The 17,262-nt window shown below is 37.3% G+C and carries 17 protein-coding genes; 9 read left to right on the forward strand and 8 right to left on the reverse strand.

What is annotated here, in order from left to right; translation table 11 throughout:
* Nucleotides 1-99: 99 nt before the first annotated feature.
* Nucleotides 100-441 (reverse strand): ribonuclease E inhibitor RraB, encoded by a 342-nt coding sequence (locus H4J39_RS02895; protein ID WP_182178295.1) that lies wholly within the window; start codon nucleotides 439-441, stop codon nucleotides 100-102.
* A gap of 137 nt (nucleotides 442-578) precedes the next feature.
* Here H4J39_RS02895 and H4J39_RS02900 point away from each other — a divergent pair, with 137 nt between their 5' ends.
* Nucleotides 579-1,439, forward strand: coding sequence for an RluA family pseudouridine synthase (locus tag H4J39_RS02900; RefSeq protein ID WP_259368737.1), 861 nt, complete (start codon nucleotides 579-581; stop codon nucleotides 1,437-1,439).
* 6 nt (nucleotides 1,440-1,445) lie between these two features.
* Here the strand turns inward: H4J39_RS02900 and dapA are convergent, their stop codons facing one another.
* The 3 genes from dapA to H4J39_RS02915 form a co-directional block, all read right to left on the reverse strand.
* Entirely contained in the window at nucleotides 1,446-2,354 is a 909-nt protein-coding gene (gene dapA, locus H4J39_RS02905) for a 4-hydroxy-tetrahydrodipicolinate synthase (protein WP_182225914.1), read from the reverse strand.
* A gap of 61 nt (nucleotides 2,355-2,415) precedes the next feature.
* Entirely contained in the window at nucleotides 2,416-2,802 is a 387-nt protein-coding gene (locus tag H4J39_RS02910; RefSeq protein WP_182225915.1) for a hypothetical protein, read from the reverse strand.
* 128 nt (nucleotides 2,803-2,930) lie between these two features.
* Nucleotides 2,931-3,701 carry a DUF4097 family beta strand repeat-containing protein gene (locus tag H4J39_RS02915; RefSeq protein WP_182225916.1) on the reverse strand — a complete coding sequence of 257 codons (771 nt, stop codon included), beginning with the start codon at nucleotides 3,699-3,701 and terminating at the stop codon, nucleotides 2,931-2,933.
* A gap of 186 nt (nucleotides 3,702-3,887) precedes the next feature.
* On the opposite strand from H4J39_RS02915, the gene H4J39_RS02920 reads away from it, so the two are divergent.
* The 4 genes from H4J39_RS02920 (at nucleotide 3,888) to H4J39_RS02935 (ending at nucleotide 8,246) form a co-directional block, all read left to right on the forward strand.
* On the forward strand, nucleotides 3,888-5,162 hold the full coding sequence (locus tag H4J39_RS02920; protein ID WP_182225917.1) for a CinA family nicotinamide mononucleotide deamidase-related protein: 1,275 nt from the start codon (nucleotides 3,888-3,890) through the stop codon (nucleotides 5,160-5,162).
* A gap of 202 nt (nucleotides 5,163-5,364) precedes the next feature.
* Complete coding sequence (locus tag H4J39_RS02925; protein WP_182225918.1) at nucleotides 5,365-5,691, forward strand: hypothetical protein; 327 nt, start codon at nucleotides 5,365-5,367, stop codon at nucleotides 5,689-5,691.
* Nucleotides 5,692-5,729: 38 nt separating this feature from the next.
* Nucleotides 5,730-7,415, forward strand: a complete 1,686-nt coding sequence (locus H4J39_RS02930; protein ID WP_182225919.1) for a DUF342 domain-containing protein — start codon at nucleotides 5,730-5,732, stop codon at nucleotides 7,413-7,415.
* Nucleotides 7,416-7,472: 57 nt separating this feature from the next.
* A complete protein-coding gene (locus H4J39_RS02935) occupies nucleotides 7,473-8,246 on the forward strand; it encodes a DUF2884 family protein (RefSeq protein WP_182225920.1) in 774 nt (257 codons plus the stop codon).
* A 72-nt stretch (nucleotides 8,247-8,318) separates the two neighbouring features.
* Here H4J39_RS02935 and H4J39_RS02940 read toward each other — a convergent pair whose 3' ends face one another.
* Nucleotides 8,319-9,968, reverse strand: coding sequence for an electron transfer flavoprotein-ubiquinone oxidoreductase (locus H4J39_RS02940; RefSeq protein WP_182224120.1), 1,650 nt, complete (start codon nucleotides 9,966-9,968; stop codon nucleotides 8,319-8,321).
* Nucleotides 9,969-10,274: 306 nt separating this feature from the next.
* On the opposite strand from H4J39_RS02940, the gene H4J39_RS02945 reads away from it, so the two are divergent.
* From H4J39_RS02945 to H4J39_RS02955, 3 genes are all read left to right on the forward strand, one after another.
* A complete protein-coding gene (locus H4J39_RS02945) occupies nucleotides 10,275-11,027 on the forward strand; it encodes an electron transfer flavoprotein subunit beta/FixA family protein (RefSeq protein ID WP_182225921.1) in 753 nt (250 codons plus the stop codon).
* A complete protein-coding gene (locus H4J39_RS02950) occupies nucleotides 11,024-11,950 on the forward strand; it encodes an electron transfer flavoprotein subunit alpha/FixB family protein (RefSeq protein WP_182178322.1) in 927 nt (308 codons plus the stop codon). The genes H4J39_RS02945 and H4J39_RS02950 overlap by 4 nt, the downstream gene beginning before the upstream one ends.
* Before the next feature lie 133 nt (nucleotides 11,951-12,083).
* Entirely contained in the window at nucleotides 12,084-12,491 is a 408-nt protein-coding gene (locus H4J39_RS02955) for a stress response translation initiation inhibitor YciH (protein ID WP_182225922.1), read from the forward strand.
* A gap of 19 nt (nucleotides 12,492-12,510) precedes the next feature.
* On the opposite strand, the gene H4J39_RS02960 is transcribed toward H4J39_RS02955, so the two are convergent.
* The gene (locus H4J39_RS02960) at nucleotides 12,511-14,073 is read right to left on the reverse strand and encodes a sigma 54-interacting transcriptional regulator (protein ID WP_182225923.1); all 1,563 of its coding nucleotides are present in this window, start codon (nucleotides 14,071-14,073) and stop codon (nucleotides 12,511-12,513) included.
* Nucleotides 14,074-14,375: 302 nt separating this feature from the next.
* On the opposite strand from H4J39_RS02960, the gene megL reads away from it, so the two are divergent.
* On the forward strand, nucleotides 14,376-15,581 hold the full coding sequence (gene megL / locus H4J39_RS02965) for a methionine gamma-lyase (protein ID WP_182225924.1): 1,206 nt from the start codon (nucleotides 14,376-14,378) through the stop codon (nucleotides 15,579-15,581).
* Between the two features lie 31 nt (nucleotides 15,582-15,612).
* Here the strand turns inward: megL and H4J39_RS02970 are convergent, their stop codons facing one another.
* Both H4J39_RS02970 and ylqF read right to left on the reverse strand, forming a co-directional pair.
* Nucleotides 15,613-16,041, reverse strand: coding sequence for an HIT domain-containing protein (locus H4J39_RS02970; protein WP_182225925.1), 429 nt, complete (start codon nucleotides 16,039-16,041; stop codon nucleotides 15,613-15,615).
* A 9-nt stretch (nucleotides 16,042-16,050) separates the two neighbouring features.
* Nucleotides 16,051-16,983 carry a ribosome biogenesis GTPase YlqF gene (ylqF, locus tag H4J39_RS02975; protein WP_182225926.1) on the reverse strand — a complete coding sequence of 311 codons (933 nt, stop codon included), beginning with the start codon at nucleotides 16,981-16,983 and terminating at the stop codon, nucleotides 16,051-16,053.
* Between the last annotated feature and the right edge of the window lie 279 nt (nucleotides 16,984-17,262).

A 17,262-nucleotide genomic window follows, 5' to 3' on the forward strand; every position in this document is an offset into this window, starting at 1 on the left:
GCTGAAATACTTCAGCATAAGAATAATAGTAAAGGTTAGCCATCATATGTTATTTACATTATAGATGAACCTAACCCCTTTATAAGTATTAGAATATACTTAAACTGCAGCGCAATAAAACCCATCATACTGTCCACCTAGTGGCTCTGCGCTTGAAATCAATAAATTTTGATACGAACTAATGTTTTCATAACTGGCACCAACAAAGGGATAAGCCGTAATTTCCCAAGGAAAGTCATCATTACCTTCATAGGGACAAAATGATAATTTTTGGTTGTTTTCTAAAAGTAACTGACCAAACTTCAAAGCAGCTTCTTCGTTAGGAAAAATAACTGAAAACTCAATTTCACGGGCTTGACTTAAATCATCGCCATCAATCATCATTTGCCACAAGGCGTTGCCAACATTATCTTCTGGAAATAGGGCTAAATCACGGTTCATTATTATTCATCTTATTGTTAACTAAATTATTTCGCTATTTTATCTGATGAAAAACAGAATACCAATTTTGTTCGGCATTATTTTTGGTAAACTAACGTAATTAATGACAACAACGGTCTTTAACCTTGAGTATAGCCTTGAATAAATTTGAGCTTCACCTTGATATCAATACAGAAAACAGCACCATTATCACTGAGCTTAACAAGCAGTGCGCATTAAGTAATGCGCAATTAAAACAAGCTATTCAGCAAGGAGCGTTATGGTTAACGCGCGGTAAAAGCACACAACGCTTGCGACGGATTAAAAAACCATTAAAAATAACCGATACCTTGCACTTTTATTATGACGAACAAGTATTAAACCAGCAGCCTAATGAAGCCTTGTTAGTTGCTGACTGTGTTGATTACAGTGTTTGGTATAAGCCTTATGGCATGTTATCTCAAGGTTCGAAGTGGAGTGATCATTGTACTATCGCTCGTTGGGCACAAACACACCTAAAACCTGAGCGCGCAGCATTCATCGTTCATCGCTTAGATAGAGCTGCAACGGGGTTAATTTTAATTGCGCATAGTAAAAAAGCAGTTCAAGCATTAAGTGCTATGTTTGAAAAGCATAATTTAGAAAAAACATATCATATTATCATTCATGGTGATCATCGTTTGCGCCCGCAACCTGACACCTTAACAAATGATGTTGACGGTAAAAAAGCGAGTAGTCATTTTACTCATCTTGCGTACGATGAAAAAAATAATACATCCTTAGTACAAGTAAAAATAGATACCGGTAGAAAACATCAAATAAGAAGCCATGCAGCAAGTATTAATATGCCAGTGGTTGGCGATAGGTTACACGGGAAAGTTGTTGAGGGTAGTAATGAAGAAAGTATTAACTTACAACTTTGCGCCGTTGCACTTAATTTTATTTGCCCGCTTAGCGACGAGCAAAGATCATTTAAACTACCAGAGCATTTAATGCCATCATTAAATGCTCTGGCGTGAACGCATTTATGAGCAGTAATTAAAGTCGCTATCTTTAAGAAGTGCTAATTTGTCACCAACAAGTTCTGCCGTTTCAATTTTCGCTAAAAGGTCAAAACCGACCTGACGTTGCTCTAGTGTTAATGCTAGATAAGGCAATCTAAAGTTAGCTTCAACTGCACCTGTCATCATCAAGGTCGTATTTACTGCAATAGGATTTGGTTCACAAAACAACCATTTCATGAGGCCTTGTAAGCGTTCATTTAGCTCGCTGTCTTGAGTATCCATTAAGGTTCTCATTAAGCCTGGAATAACATTTGATGTTACTGAAATAACACCATGAGAGCCAAATTGATGGCGACCGACATAACTTTCATCGTCGTTGCCTGACCAACAAGCAATCCCTTGTTTTTCATAATACGCGATACGCTCGTTACCACCACATTCTTTCACACCAATAAAGTTTTTATGCTTTGACAACGGCTCGATCAAATCAGGGGTAAGATCCTGACCCGTTCGACCCGGCACGTTATAAATAAACGCAGGTCCAATATCTAATACTTTATTAAAATGTGCCGCAACACCCGCCATTGACGTTCGACCGTAATAAGGATTAATTTGCAATGCTGCATCCATTCCCATAGCAAAACCATTTTGTGTCGCTTTAATCGCTTCACGGGTATTATTACTACCGGTATTACCAACAATAATCAGTTTGTCGCTATATTGATGAACGGTATGGGCGATTAACATTAAGTGCTCTTCCCAACTTAATAAGTGTCCTTCACCGGTAGTTCCACCGACAACAATACCGTCAACGCCAGCAGCAATTTGCTTTGCAACAAGTTGGTCATAAGTAACAAGGTCAATTTCACCCTGTGCGTTATAAGGGGTTTTTATCGCAGTAATTAAACTTGCTGCATTTATATTTTTCATTTTTTCTCTACTACTTATTAAGTAAATGGGGAATTTTATTATTTGTGAAGAATAACTTAATTTAACAGTGTCCGATTTTATCAACAACTCGGCGCAGGATAAACACTTCATTACTCACAATATGCTGGTATTTAAAAACTTGGCTGTCTAATGCTAAAATTTTGTAGGCCTGATAGTTATTTTCATCATGTAAATCTGCACAATAATGCTCATTGTCTACAACTTCTTCTTGCGTAATAGTAAAGTGTATATCACCCACTAATCCCCAATCGCCTAGCTCAACATTTTGGCTAATAATTTCGCCTTGAGAGGTTTGTTCGACAAAAGAAAACTCAAAGCTACCATCAAGGCAAAGCTCAGCATACTCAACAAGTTGGTGACCTGTGTCATTCATTTCCATACGATACCAACGCCCCGCTAATAATGCTCGGTTATATTGCTCACTCACTTAAAATACGCCTTAATAACTCTGTCAAATATGTGCGCTATTGTGCCTTATTTTTACCAACAACCAAATAAAAAAACCACAACAGAAATGTTGTGGTAAAGTATATTTTTGTAAACCATTGTTACAAATTAATTTTTCATCACAGTGATGCTGCCATTAACACTTTCTAAATTAATATTAATATCACCGCTGCCAACAGTTCCTGATAAATGACGACCGCTAAACATTTTTTTATCACTTGAAAGTCCAAACTCAGTAGCAATACTGCCATGCATGGTTTCAGCATTAATTACAGCACTCAAATCACTTGGCATATAAAGTTTAATGCTACCATTTACTGTTGTTAATTCGATATTATCTATGTTTTTATCTATGCGTTGGTATGACGCTTTAATACTGCCATTGACAGAATTTAGCTCAAGATCATCAGCTGAGTCTTGCACATTAATAGACCCATTTACTGTGTTAGCTTTTATTTCACCTTTTACTTGCTCAATAACCAAAGAACCGTTAACTAACTCAATATTCGTTAACGCAGCGCCAAAGGGTACCATTACGGTATAGTCAACTTTTCCTGAGTTGCTATTGCGCCCCCAAGATGATTTTTTGGTGTACTGTGTTTCAACACTCACGTCACTTGAGCGTTCAGAAAACTCAATATTAATACGCTCTCTATCTTCTTGATTATCTGCAGTGATAATTGCCGTTATTTTTATTTCACTTTTATCCCAGCCTTTAATCTCAACGCCACCATTAACATTAGCTAAACGTAAAGTTGCTGATGAACTAACAGAAAATGATTTTTCAATAGTCTCTTTAACCTCAGCGTATACCGATGTGATCGTTGAAAGTGATAAAATAGTGGCTAACGTAAGTTGTTTTTTCAATGCATTTTTCATGAACGTTCCTTTAAATTTCATTAAGAGTTTTTTGTTTTAATAATCATTAGTCACCCATCTTATAAAAAAGGTTTAAATTTATTTTAATTGGTATAACAAATTTTTATTTACTGATAGTTACTAACAATAATTCAACTTATAAAGTAATCTAACGCTATTATTTTATTTGGTTTTTGAGCTGCAAAAATGACTATCGCTAAAGTACACCTTCTCCTTACCGGTAATGAGTTAATGACCGGAGATATTGTTGACAGTAACTCAGCAATGATCGCCCAACAATGCAAAGCCATTGGCATAAAGATTAGCCGTAAAGTCACTTTAGCTGACGACCTAAAGTTACTTTCTAAGGAAATAATAACGTTAACAAAAGACGCAGACGTATTAATTATCAATGGGGGGCTAGGCCCAACAACCGATGATTTAACCGCACAAGCATTAGCAAGTGCGAGTAACCTTCCTTTAGAGCAACACCCTATTGCGTTGGCACATTTACAAGCATGGTGTGAACAACGTAATGCGCACTTAGGCGCCGCAAATTTAAAACAAGCGATATTGCCAAAAGATTGCGATATTATTATCAACCGAGTGGGCAGCGCTGTTGGGTTTTCAATGATATTAAATGACTGCCAAGTTTTCTGCACTCCGGGTGTCCCCAGTGAACTAAAAATAATGCTTAATGAAGAGATTATTCCAGTACTAGCGTTACAATCAAAATTCACCGCAGAAATGGACATTACCCGTTTACAATTATTTGGTATTGGCGAGTCAACATTACAATCAATGCTAATTAAAGAGTTCCCTTATTGGCCTAAAGAAGTTGAATTAGGTTTTCGCGCGAGTTCTCCATTAATAGAATTAAAATTAACCGTTGAAAAAAGCGAATATTTACCCGTAAAAATTAATCTTATTGAGAAAATAAAAACGTTATTAAATGATCACATTATTGAGGAGATTCAAGAAAATCCTCATACCTTAGCAGAATTAGTCTTGCAATTATGCCAACAAAAAAATATTAAGATAACCACAGCAGAATCTTGTACTGGGGGTTTAATCGCGAGTGAGTTAACAAAAGTATCAGGATCATCGGCTTCATTTGAAGCAGGCTTTGTAACTTATTCAAATCGCATGAAAAGTAAATTACTTAATGTTGATGAAAATATAATAAAGCAACACGGCGCAGTGAGTGAGGAAACGGTGAGAGCGATGGCCAAAGGAGCATTAGCTATCGCAGGTGCAGATTTAGTTATTGCTGTTTCAGGCATCGCTGGCCCTGATGGTGGCACAGAAGATAAACCGGTGGGATCAGTTTGGGTTGCTTGGGGGAATAAAGACAAAATAAACAGTAAATATTTTTGTATAAAAGCAAATAGGGTCTACTTTCAGCAAATGGTCGCAGCTCGGTCGCTCGATATGATCCGACGTTTATTAATTGAAAGTACTCAAACACCACTTTATTTCTGATATATAGCTTTAAAATGTTGTATGCATGTTAACGTGACGTATTAATTTCAATTATATTAAAAGAAACGTCATTTTTATTGCGCCATAAATCAAAACTTTATATATTTACAGGGATAATAAACTAGAATAATAGTATTGTAGTGTATTAGTTATTAATGTGATTAATATCACCGTACATATTAGTAAAATATAGGAGCATATTTTGATAGAAAAAAACTTCATCACGAGTGGTCGCAATACCATTATTCATAAGATGAGAAAATTTGATTTATTGATTGTAAATGGCGGTCACCCTGTTGTTATTGTTAGTAACCGTGGCATAGGTATTTATAAAGGTGAAGTGCCCAATAAAAAGGCTGATGCTAAAAAGGCATATCAAGATGTAGTTGATGTAAGTGCTACCGATGTATTTGGTGAATCTAAAACGCTAATATTTGTACAGGCACTTGATAATAAAGAATATAAAATAGATTACTCAAAAATAAACACCGGTTCTTTCATTAAAATTCATCAAGAAAACTATATTTAATCTTTTATTTTAAGTGGTAATAGTGGAGTAAATCTCGCGTGACTCAAGCAAGTTTAGTAGCAAATAAAAAAAACAATATTGACCTTGTTTTGCAACCGGTTAAAGATGACTCACAAATTACAGAAGCGAGTATTCATGAAATTATAGAGAATTCTGAATATAAAGACTTATATGTTGATAACGGCAATATCAAAAATGCTATTGCCGAACTCAACAGTGTTCTCAAACCCCTTCAGGCCAATAAATCTGGCCGAGAAATAAGTTATCAAATACTTGAGCGTCGAGACGCGACTATTTCAATTTCTATTGATAAAGATGAAATGTCTGCAAGTGCAGAGATTTCAACGGCACTTGGTGGTAAACATTTAACCGCTAAAGCTATTTTAAATTCGGCCCAACAATCGGGTGTTACTAAAGGTTTTACCAAAGAGCAGTTATTGAAACTCGCTCATCAAGCGGCTAAAGAACCTGCTGGCTCTATTGTCAATGGTGAAATTGCTCACGGTAAAGATGCCATCAATGGTAAAGATTCAAAAATAAAATGGTTAGTACAGAGCGCTCAAGACAGAATTTTACGTCCTAAAGCACGCGAAGATGGTAGTGTCGACATGCGTGATTTAGGCGATATAATTTGTGTGAAAATCGGCGACCCACTCGCAAAAAAAATTATGCTAACCGAAGGTACTAAAGGCTTTACAGTAACAGGATCTCCTTTAGAACCTGTTCCTGGAGAAGACATTACGCTGCAAGCAGGTGAAGGCACAACTCTCAGCCCTAAAAATGATCAAATATTAATTTCAACACTAGTAGGCTTGCCAAGGATCATTGATAACGGCATGGAAGTCGACGGTGTCTATCGCATAAAAAATGTTGATATTAGTACCGGCCACATTAAATTTGAAGGCAGTGTGATTATTGATGGGGATATTTGTGAAGGCATGAAAGTAACAGCTACAGGTGATATAACAATTGGCGGTTTTGTCGAGTCTGCAACCTTAGAAGCGGGTGGAGACATAACCATTGGTAGTGGTATTATTGGCAGAAAACAAGATACTGAAGAACTCTCTATTGATGACATAAAAATGAGTGTTTGTATTCGTGCTGAAGGTAAAGTATTCGCAAAATACTGTCAATATGCTGAAATTACTTGTCATTCTTTACGTATTGAAAATCAAATGATGCACAGTATTATTGATGTTGAAGAAATACTCTGGCTGGGCTCAGATGAAAAAGCCAACGGTAAACTTATTGCAGGTTACATAAAAGCAGGGAAATCTGTTCATGCTGGAATAGTAGGCGCTACCGCAGGAAGTACAACAATAATTAACTTTTCTAAAAAAGTTAATTTAATTAAAGAACACTTGGAAGATATTGAAGCAAGATTAAAAATTGATTCTGATAAGTCTACTGAATTACAAGTAGCTGTTAATAAATTGAAAAAATTACCAACCGATAAAGTAAATCCTGAAATGCTTAGCAAACTGATATCTACTTATAAGTATCACACTAATCGTATGGGTGAAATTCTAAATGAGAAAGAGGTGTTTGAAGAGAAGCTTCAAGCATATATGACAAGTGTTTTTGTTGAAGCAACAGAAAAACTATATCATGGTGTGCAAGTAATTGTTGGCGATTTCCAGGACAAAACGCGCCGTGAATATGGCCCGACTAAAGTGAATTATAAAGAAAGAAAAATTCATTTTAACCCTATCGTTAATACCTAGTGAATTACTTTGTAATTCACTATCACTAAACACCCTTTTCGTTACCTTGGATAAGCGATGAACTCTTTTACTCTTCCTTTACTTGCTATGAGCATGCTTATTAGCAGTGTTTCAGCTCAGCAATGCGATATTAATTTTAACCACGGCGTAGTGATCAACCCTTCTCATGTACGTATTTTAAAAGAAAGTCAAACCTATGTACAAATCAATAACGACCAACAGTTATTTATTCGCGGACGAGAAATCAACCTCAATGAAGAGCAAAGGCAATTATTAACGCAATACAGCCAAGGTATTCGTAAACAGATCCCTGAAATAGTTGCCATAGCAATTGAAGGGGTTGATATAGATTTAAAAGCGGTAAATAAAGTTATCGCTGGCTTAACAGGCGAAAATAGCGCTTCACATCAAAAGATACAAGAGCGCTTTGATGAAATGCAATATCGTTTAAGAGAGCGTTTTAACCACAGCGATACTAACTATTATATTGCGTCACAAGATTTTGCTGATTTTGATGAAATTTTTGCTGGTGCCTTCGAACAAGAAATTGAAAGTATTGTTACTGAATCAATTGGTACTATTTTGATGGCTGTTGGTGAAGCAATGGCAACCAATGAGGAAAGTAGTAGTGAACAACGGGTAGAAGCATTTGACCAGCGTATAAAAGGTATGGAAAAAGATCTACAGCTTGAAATTGAACCTCGTGCCCAAGAAGTGCAATTAAAAGCGGCCCAGTTTTGTAAAAGCTTAAAGAAGTTAGACCAACTTGAGTCTAAGTTACAGCAAAGTATTACAGCACTGGGTGAATTTGATTTAATTCAAACAAAATAATCACTGTACCCTTCATCCTGAACATAAAAAACCTGCATCAGCAGGTTTTTTTATAATCAAACAAAGCGTGAATTACATATTAGGGTAATTCGGTCCACCCGTACCTTCAGGTGTCACCCAAGTAATATTCTGACTTGGGTCTTTAATATCACAGGTTTTGCAATGAATACAGTTTTGCGCATTAATCACTAATTTATCACCTTGCTCTGTCGATTCTATTTCGTAAACACCTGCGGGACAATAACGCTGAGCGGGTTCAGCGTATTTAGCTAAGTTAACCGAAATGGGAATAACTACATCTGCAAGTTTCAAGTGACAAGGTTGCTCTTCTTCATGATTAGTATTAGACAAAAACACTGAAGTTAACTTATCAAAACTTAACTTATTATCAGGTTTTGGATAATTAATAACCGCTACTTCTGATGCCAATTCAAGTTGGTCGTGATCGAGCGTATCGTCTTTAAAGTTGAACGGTAACTTACCATTAAAGAAGTTCTGATCTAAGGTGTTATAGGCTCCGCCTAATGTCATACCAAACTTATGCATAGCAGGACCAAAGTTACGAGAACTGTATAATTCTTCGTATAACCAAGAGTCTTTAAACCTTTCTGTATAATCAGCTAGGTCTTTACCGCCCTCATCACCTGATGCTATTGCATGAAAAATACTTTCAGCCGCTAACATACCAGATTTCATTGCGGTGTGATTACCTTTGATTTTGGCAAAGTTAATCGTTCCTGCATCACAACCGACGATAATACCACCGGGCATTGTCATTTTAGGTAATGAATTGAAACCACCTTTTGCCATCGCTCGTGCTCCATAAGAAACACGTTTTCCACCTTCAAGGTACTGACTAATTTTTGGGTGATGTTTATAGCGTTGAAATTCATCAAACGGACTTAAGTGCGGATTGCTATAATTTAAGTCAACAATTAGCCCTACAAATACTTGATTATTTTCTGCATGGTAGAGATAACCGCCACCTGTCGCGCCTTGGTCTAATGGCCAACCTGCCGTATGAACAACAAGACCTTCTTGGTGCTTAGCTGGGTCAATGTCCCAAATTTCTTTAAAGCCTAAACCATAGTGTTGTGGAGACTTACCTTCATCTAGGCTAAATTTACTGATTAACTCTTTTCCTAAATGGCCACGACAGCCTTCAGCAAATACCGTGTATTTAGCACGAAGCTCCATACCTGGTACGAACGAATCTTTTTCCTTACCATTAACGTCTAAGCCCATGTCTCCGGTAAGAATACCCGCAACACTACCGTCATCGTTATAAAGTACTTCATGTGCAGGGAAGCCAGGGAAAATTTCAACACCTAACTCTTCAGCTTGCTCAGCTAACCAACGACAAACATTGCCCATACTAGCAATGTAATTCCCTTCATTGTGCATCGTTTTCGGTACAGAGAAGTTAGGTAATTTTATAGCGTTACTTTCACTATTGAGCAAATAAATGTCATCACCGGTCACTTTTGTCTTTAGTGGTGCGCCTTTATCTTGCCAATCTGGGAATAATTCATTGAGCGCTCTAGGCTCAAAAACCGCTCCAGATAGAATATGTGCTCCAACTTCTGAGCCTTTTTCAACAACGCAGACCAGAAGTTCTTGATCTTTTTCTTTTGCTAACTGCATCAAACGACAAGCTGTAGCTAAGCCAGACGGTCCAGCACCCACTATAACAACGTCAAAATCCATCGATTCGCGTTCCATAAATTTCCCCAAAAAATATTCATTCAAATAAAATCAAACACTCGTTTGATTTTCAAACACCTGTTTGATAATATCACTTATTATAGATATTTTGTTGATAAATACTATCTTCTATTGAAAGATATTACGACAAAAGCTATTTAAGCTCAATTTATCGAGACAACTGCGGTATTACGTTGACGTTCACGTAGTCTAGTATTAGTCTGTCGAGCAATAATTAGAAATACTTGTTAATGTTAGTTTAATAAAACAAACGTTAGCTTTACACTATAAATATAAACACAACAAACGCAATCAGAGGCAACGATGAAAGTATTAGTACCTATCAAACGTGTTATTGACTATAACGTCAAAGTTCGCGTAAAAGCAGACAATTCAAATGTTGATCTTGCTAATGTAAAAATGGCAATTAACCCTTTTTGTGAAATTGCTGTAGAAGAAGCGGTTCGTTTAAAAGAAGCGGGTATCGCCACTGAAGTTATTGCGGTATCTGTTGGCGATAAGTCTTGCCAAGAGCAACTAAGAACAGCGTTAGCTTTAGGTGCAGATCGCGCCATTCAAATCGAAACTGATGAGAAATTAGACGCACTAAATATTGCTAAGCTTTTACAAAAAATTGTTGACGAAGAGAAGCCTCAATTAGTTATCTTAGGCAAGCAGTCTATCGACAGCGATAATAATCAAACAGGGCAAATGCTTGCAGCATTAACGGGTATGGCGCAGGGTACATTCGCATCAGAAGTAAAAGTTGAAGGTGATAAAGTTAATGTAACGCGTGAAGTTGATAGTGGCTTACAAACTATCGCACTTAACTTACCCGCGATTGTTACCACTGATTTACGCTTAAATGAACCACGTTATGCTTCATTACCTAATATTATGAAAGCAAAGCGCAAGCCTTTAGTTGTTATGCCTGCCGCTGATTTTGGTATTGATTTAAGCCCACGTTCAAAATTAATAAAAGTAACGCCTCCTGCGACACGTAAAGCCGGCATTATTGTTGATAGTGTTGATACATTAATTGAGAAATTGAAAAATGAAGCGAAGGTGATTTCATGAGTATTTTAGTATTTGCTGAACATGATAACAGTACATTAAAAGCAGACACCCTTAAAACAGTTGCTGCAGCGCAAGCAATTGGTGGCGACATTCATATATTGGTTGCTGGTAGCGATTGTCAAAGTGTTGCTCAAGAAGCGGCAAAAGTTAACGGTGTAAGTAAGGTAATTGTTGCAGATAGCCCAGCTTATGAGCATCAACTAGCTGAGAATATTAGCTTGTTGGTAACAGAACTTGCAGCTGACTACGAACATATCTTAGCGACAGCATTAACGACAGGTAAGAACTTCATGCCTCGCGTTGCCGCTTTATTAGATGTTGCACAAATTTCAGATATTATTGCTGTAGAAAGTAGCGACACTTTTGTTCGTCCTATTTACGCAGGTAATGCTATAGCAACAGTGCAAAGCTTAGATAGCAAAAAAGTGATTACGGTTCGTCCTACGGGTTTTGACCCAGTAGCTACAGACGGTAGCGCTGAAGTTGTTGCCATAGACTCAGTAACTGATGCCGGAATTTCATCGCATGTAAGTGACCAGTTATCAGTATCAGAACGTCCAGATTTAGGCGCAGCGAGTATCGTAATTTCAGGTGGTCGTGGTATGCAAAATGGCGATAACTTCAAATTACTTGAAGGTATTGCAGACAAACTTGGCGCTGCTATCGGTGCTTCACGTGCTGCTGTTGATGCTGGCTTTGTACCTAACGATATGCAAGTAGGCCAAACAGGTAAAATTGTTGCCCCTGATTTATATATTGCTGTAGGTATTAGTGGTGCCATTCAACATCTAGCGGGTATGAAAGACTCAAAAATCATTGTTGCTATCAACAAAGATGCCGAAGCACCTATTTTCCAAGTTGCTGATTACGGTATTGTTGGTGATTTATTTGATGTATTACCTGAGCTTGAAGGTAAACTGTAAACTATACGTTATCAGACTTATTTTCTAGAGCATTCTAGGTATAATAAAGCCACTTCAATAGTGGCTTTATTTTTGTCTAAAATTTAGCAAGTGCTTTAATTAAACTTGGGTATCAATATAATGAATAAATATAATGAAAAATAAACTTTCTAGCCTCAGCGATCTTGCCAGTGCGTTTGGTAGAGAGGCAACTACACCTGATAATTCAGCAAAGCAACAACCTTCCGACACTTCATTAGTTTACTCAACAGACAGTGGTCGTATTAAACAAGAAAGTGCCACTCAAGCAATAACAGCCAGTGATGGTTATGCTAAAGTTAGACGTGAAACTAAAGGCAGAAAAGGTAAAGGCGTTGTTACCATTACCGGTTTAGGCATAGATGCTAAAGCGCTTAAAGAGCTCGCTAAAAAATTAAAAAAAACCTGTGGCTCCGGTGGGAGCGTTGTTGGTGACGTCATCGAAGTACAAGGAGATAAAAGAGAGCAAATAAAACAAGTACTTGAAAGCAATGGTTATAAAGTAAAGTTTATTGGCGGGTAATAACTAAACCTATAGCTTGCTAATTTATATCGTACTTCCGCAATTTAATTGCTATTTTATTGTGTGATACGTTTAAACGCTCTGCCAGTTTCCTTGTTGTTGGGTATAGTGGATATAGCGCTTTAAGCAAATTATGTTCAAAGGCTTCTTGAGCACTACGCCAATCGGAGCATTTATACGGATCTGCTAAACTTTTAGCCTCCTTTACTGACAACTCAGTCTCCTGACTTATCGGTAAGTCAGTAACGGTAAACTGAGATAAAGCACCATCAATATCTGATTTTTCAATAATTCCCGTATCATTAAGTGCTACCGCCCTAAAAAGAATATTTTGTAACTGGCGAATATTACCCGGCCATTGACAGTTTTTTAGCGCAACTAACGCTTGTTCCGTTAAAGTAGGAACCTTTCGTGCCACTTGTAGCGCTGCCATTTCAATAAAGTGTGAAGCCAATAATATAATATCATCAGGGCGATCACGTAGTGGTGGTATCGACAAACTCAAGACATTTAGACGATAGAACAAGTCTTCTCTAAATAATTGTCTTTCAATTTGTTGAGGTAGGTTTTGATGGCTGGCGCTAATAATGCGGACATTAGCGGTTAACTCTTTTGTTCCACCGAGTCGTCTATACTTATAGTCTTGTAAAAATCTTAATAACTTAGCTTGCAGATAAACAGACATTTCTGCTATTTCATCTAGGAAGATAGTGCCTGTTTCTGCTAATTCAAACAAGCCTGGCTTGCCTCCTTTTTGAGCGCCTGTAAAAGCACCCGGTGCATAGCCAAACAATTCACTTTCCAGTAGGTTTTCTGGTAATGCCGCACAGTTTAGTGCTAAGAAAGGTGCATCAGCTCTTCGGCTCGCATTATGTAAGGCTCGAGCTAAAAGCTCTTTTCCTGTACCTGTTTCGCCGCTAATAAGCACTGGTAACTCTAGTTCTGAGAAACGAAGTGTTTGAGATTTCAACAAACAAATAGCTGCATTTTCACCAATAATATTATCAAACTCGGCTTGTTCTTTACTCTGTATTAACGCGATATGCTGACCAACACGGTTCATCGAGCGTAATGTTAGAATAACACCTGATACACTATGTTCTGAAAATATAGGCGTAATATCAGCTAAATAGGAATGTTCAAGAAAAGCGAGTGAAAAATTACTCAATGATGAACTGAGCATTTCCTGAAAAGATTGATCAATATATTGATCAATATGCTGGCCTTCAATTTTCAAATCTAATTCTTTTATTAGCGACTGAGCCGCAGTATTAATGATAACAATAATGCCATTTTGATCTATATCGAGTATTGGGTCAGGAATAGTATCTAATAAGGTTTTTAAATGGGCTTCTCGCCTTTGTGTCGGTAGCAAGTCAACAGATAAACAATGCACAATATCATCCCGATGCGAGAGGGAATATTGGACTTCAGATAATGCTATATTATTCGACATAAAGTCCACGTAGATAAAATGACTCACGACTTCCAAAGAACATATATTCCAACGATTTTCGGCAAAGATGGCCAGAACTTCTTGGCTTATACCAATACGATCTTTTACTTTTATTTCAATTCTCACTGGCTAATCTCAATGTTTTGGCAAGATGTGTAATATTAACATTACAATGTCTTAATTATATTACAGAATAGCTGATAAGCAGAGCTTTTGTAATATTTAAATTACAAGTGATTAAATAAACACTTATAAAAAACCATAAGCAACTGAAAATATTACAATAAAATATAATGGCGCTAATTTTGCTATATCTACTACAAGACTATATATGATCAGTAGAAGACTGATTAACGGCGCACCTACAATTAATAACAAATGCGTCTTTAATTTGTCTCATCGCAACAACTTAAAAGTAGAGCCATATTATGAAAAATAGTAAACATATTGAAACACAAGCGATCCATTCAGGCCGCATTAACGATGAACAGTTTGGCTCTTTGGCGACTCCTCTATACCAAACTTCTACCTTTATTTTTGAAAACGCTAAACAAGGAGCCGATCGGTTTGCCGGAGAGGCTGAAGGTTATATCTACGGTAGATTAGGCAACCCCACTGTAAGGCAATTAGAGATGCGTGTTGCTGCAATGGAAGAAATGGAAGATGCCGCAGCAACAGCAACCGGAATGGCTGCAGTATCTGGCGCTTTATTAGCTAATTTGCAGTGTGGTGATCATATTATTTCATCTAGTGCGTTATATGGTTGCTCATATGCGCTAATTAGCCATATGTTAACAAAATTTGGTATTGAAGTTTCATTTGTTGATATGCAAGAGCCTGAAAATGTAGAAAAAGCGATAAAACCTAATACAAAGGTTATATTCTTAGAAACACCTATAAATCCCAACTTAGTTGTTCTAGATTTAGCGAGCATTTTAGCGATATCAAAACATCATAATATTCTCTCAATTGTGGACAATACTTTTCTTACCCCTGTTTTACAGCAACCCGGTAAATTTGGTGCAGACATAGTTGTTCATAGCGCGACAAAATATCTAAATGGTCACGGTGATGTCGTAGCCGGTATTATATGCAGTAATGCCGAAATGATAGAACACATCAAATTAACGGCACTTAAAGATATTGGCGCAACAATGAGCCCTCATGATGCCTGGTTAATTATGAGAGGATTAAAAACTTTACCATTGCGTATGGAACGCCACTGTTCAAATGCACAATTAATAGCTGAGTTTTTGGAGAGTCATCCAATGATAGCTAAAGTGTATTACCCTGGACTAAAATCTCATGATGGCTATAAATTTATTGGCACACAAATGAAAGCTGCCGGTGGTGTTATCGCTTTTGAATTAAATGCAGATCTAAAAGGTGGTGAAGACTTCATTAATCGGATGAGTTTATTTTCAATCGCAGTAAGTCTAGGTGATGCAGAATCCCTTATTCAGCACCCAGCTTCAATGACCCATTCTCCTTATACACCAGAAGAAAGAGTAGCTGCAGGTATCAGTGATAGTTTAATTCGTATCTCTGTTGGTCTAGAACACGTAAGTGATTTACTTGAAGATTTAAAACAATCTTTAGATCAAATAGAAAACCGCCAAGAGCAAGTTGCTTAACTCAGCGGCTATATTGTCAACCCGTAAAGCTTTATTCCTGCGTTAATATCTTTTCTAGCGCAGGAAGTACCTTCCCTTTCAACAAGCTTAATTCCTCGTCACTATAAGCTTTCATAGGAAACGCCCCCCATACTGGTTTTGGCCAAGTTATATCTTCAGCAAAACGAACAATATGATGGACATGCAGTTGTGGACAAACATTACCTAATGCAGCAACGTTCATCTTTGTACCTTTAAATAACTGCATTAAGATTTCACTTAACAAACTCGATTCATTTAAAAGCTGCTGCTGCTGCTGCCAATCAAGTTGATAGATATCTTGAATATTATCGACTCTAGGCACTAGGACGAACCACGGGTAATTACTATCATTCATCAGTAATAGTGTCGACAGTGGCAGCTCGAGTAATTCAATCGCGTCTCTCTTTAATAGCGCGTGAAGTTGAAATTTATCAGACATGTAGGCTCCCTAACGTTTATTTTTACGACCACGACCGCGGGCCGTTTTCTTTGCTTCTCTCGCTGCCACTTTTTTAGCTTCAAGCTCGATAAAATAAAGTGTTTCAACTTCTATCATATCGGGGGTTTCAAAAGTAATTTCCCCGAGGGTTTTATCCCTTATTTCATTAATTAGGATTGCTGCCGCTTTATGCAAATCAATACGTCCGCCAGATCTAACACATCCGCGTCGTCGACCTATTTCTTCAAGCAACTCAACTTCTGTTTCAGGGACCTCTTTAAGTTGGTAGCGTTCCTGTAATCGCTCAGGGTAATTTGCTAATAAGTATTCACCGGCAAAAGCAGCAATATCTTCATGATCAAAGGCAGTGTCTTTAACTGCACTCGTTATAGCAAGGCGATAGCCACTATTTTCGTTGATAATTTTGGGCCACAACATACCTGGAGTGTCATATAAATAAAGCCCTTCATCCAGACGAATGCGTTGTTGACCTTTAGTTACTGCCGGTTCATTACCTACTTTAGCTTTTGCTTTACCGACAAGGGTGTTTAACAAAGTAGACTTACCTACATTAGGGATCCCCATAATCACAACATTTATTTGCTTACCTGTTTCATTTTTACTTGGAACAAGTTTACGAATAAGACTAGGGAGTGTTTTAGCCACTGAGGGATTATCTGTTGTTAACGCGATTGCTTTTACGTTTTTCTGAGACTCTAAATATTCCAACCAAAGTTTTGTTTTAGCTGGATCAGCAAGATCAGATTTATTGAGTATCTTAATGAGTGGAATGTCACCTCTGATCTCAGTGATCATCGGATTCTCACTACTAAAGGGTAATCGTGCATCACACACTTCTATCACAACATCTATTTGTGGAAGAATTTCTTTTATTTCTTTTTGGGCTTTATGCATATGCCCAGGGAACCAATTAATAGCCATAACAACACTAAGTAATTTATTAATGTGTAGATTTTAGCAAGTTACTGATTGATACACACGTTACATTGAAAATAAATGTGATATTACAAGCTATCCCCCTGCTATCTTTATTACTGACAAGTTTAAAATAAAGAAATTTACAGAAATTACAGACAGCAAAAAGCCCGACTCTTACGAATCGGGCTTCTCTTAATAGGCGCCTAGCAATGTCCTACTCTCACATGGGAACTCCCACACTACCATCGGCGCTACTGCGTTTCACTTCTGAGTTCGGAATGG

The organism is Colwellia sp. Bg11-12, assembly GCF_014076955.1.
GTDB lineage: Bacteria > Pseudomonadota > Gammaproteobacteria > Enterobacterales > Alteromonadaceae > Colwellia_A.

What these genes read in the sequence shown, in the direction of transcription:
- megL (WP_182225924.1), top strand. Translation starts at nt 14,376, where the DNA reads ATGAAAAATAGTAAACATATTGAAACACAAGCGATCCATTCAGGCCGC.
- H4J39_RS02950 (WP_182178322.1), top strand. Translation starts at nt 11,024, where the DNA reads ATGAGTATTTTAGTATTTGCTGAACATGATAACAGTACATTAAAAGCA.
- H4J39_RS02970 (WP_182225925.1), bottom strand. Translation starts at nt 16,041, where the DNA reads ATGTCTGATAAATTTCAACTTCACGCGCTATTAAAGAGAGACGCGATT.
- H4J39_RS02915 (WP_182225916.1), bottom strand. Translation starts at nt 3,701, where the DNA reads ATGAAAAATGCATTGAAAAAACAACTTACGTTAGCCACTATTTTATCA.
- H4J39_RS02920 (WP_182225917.1), top strand. Translation starts at nt 3,888, where the DNA reads ATGACTATCGCTAAAGTACACCTTCTCCTTACCGGTAATGAGTTAATG.
- dapA (WP_182225914.1), bottom strand. Translation starts at nt 2,354, where the DNA reads ATGAAAAATATAAATGCAGCAAGTTTAATTACTGCGATAAAAACCCCT.
- H4J39_RS02895 (WP_182178295.1), bottom strand. Translation starts at nt 441, where the DNA reads ATGAACCGTGATTTAGCCCTATTTCCAGAAGATAATGTTGGCAACGCC.
- H4J39_RS02955 (WP_182225922.1), top strand. Translation starts at nt 12,084, where the DNA reads ATGAAAAATAAACTTTCTAGCCTCAGCGATCTTGCCAGTGCGTTTGGT.
- H4J39_RS02935 (WP_182225920.1), top strand. Translation starts at nt 7,473, where the DNA reads ATGAACTCTTTTACTCTTCCTTTACTTGCTATGAGCATGCTTATTAGC.
- ylqF (WP_182225926.1), bottom strand. Translation starts at nt 16,983, where the DNA reads ATGGCTATTAATTGGTTCCCTGGGCATATGCATAAAGCCCAAAAAGAA.
- H4J39_RS02945 (WP_182225921.1), top strand. Translation starts at nt 10,275, where the DNA reads ATGAAAGTATTAGTACCTATCAAACGTGTTATTGACTATAACGTCAAA.
- H4J39_RS02940 (WP_182224120.1), bottom strand. Translation starts at nt 9,968, where the DNA reads ATGGAACGCGAATCGATGGATTTTGACGTTGTTATAGTGGGTGCTGGA.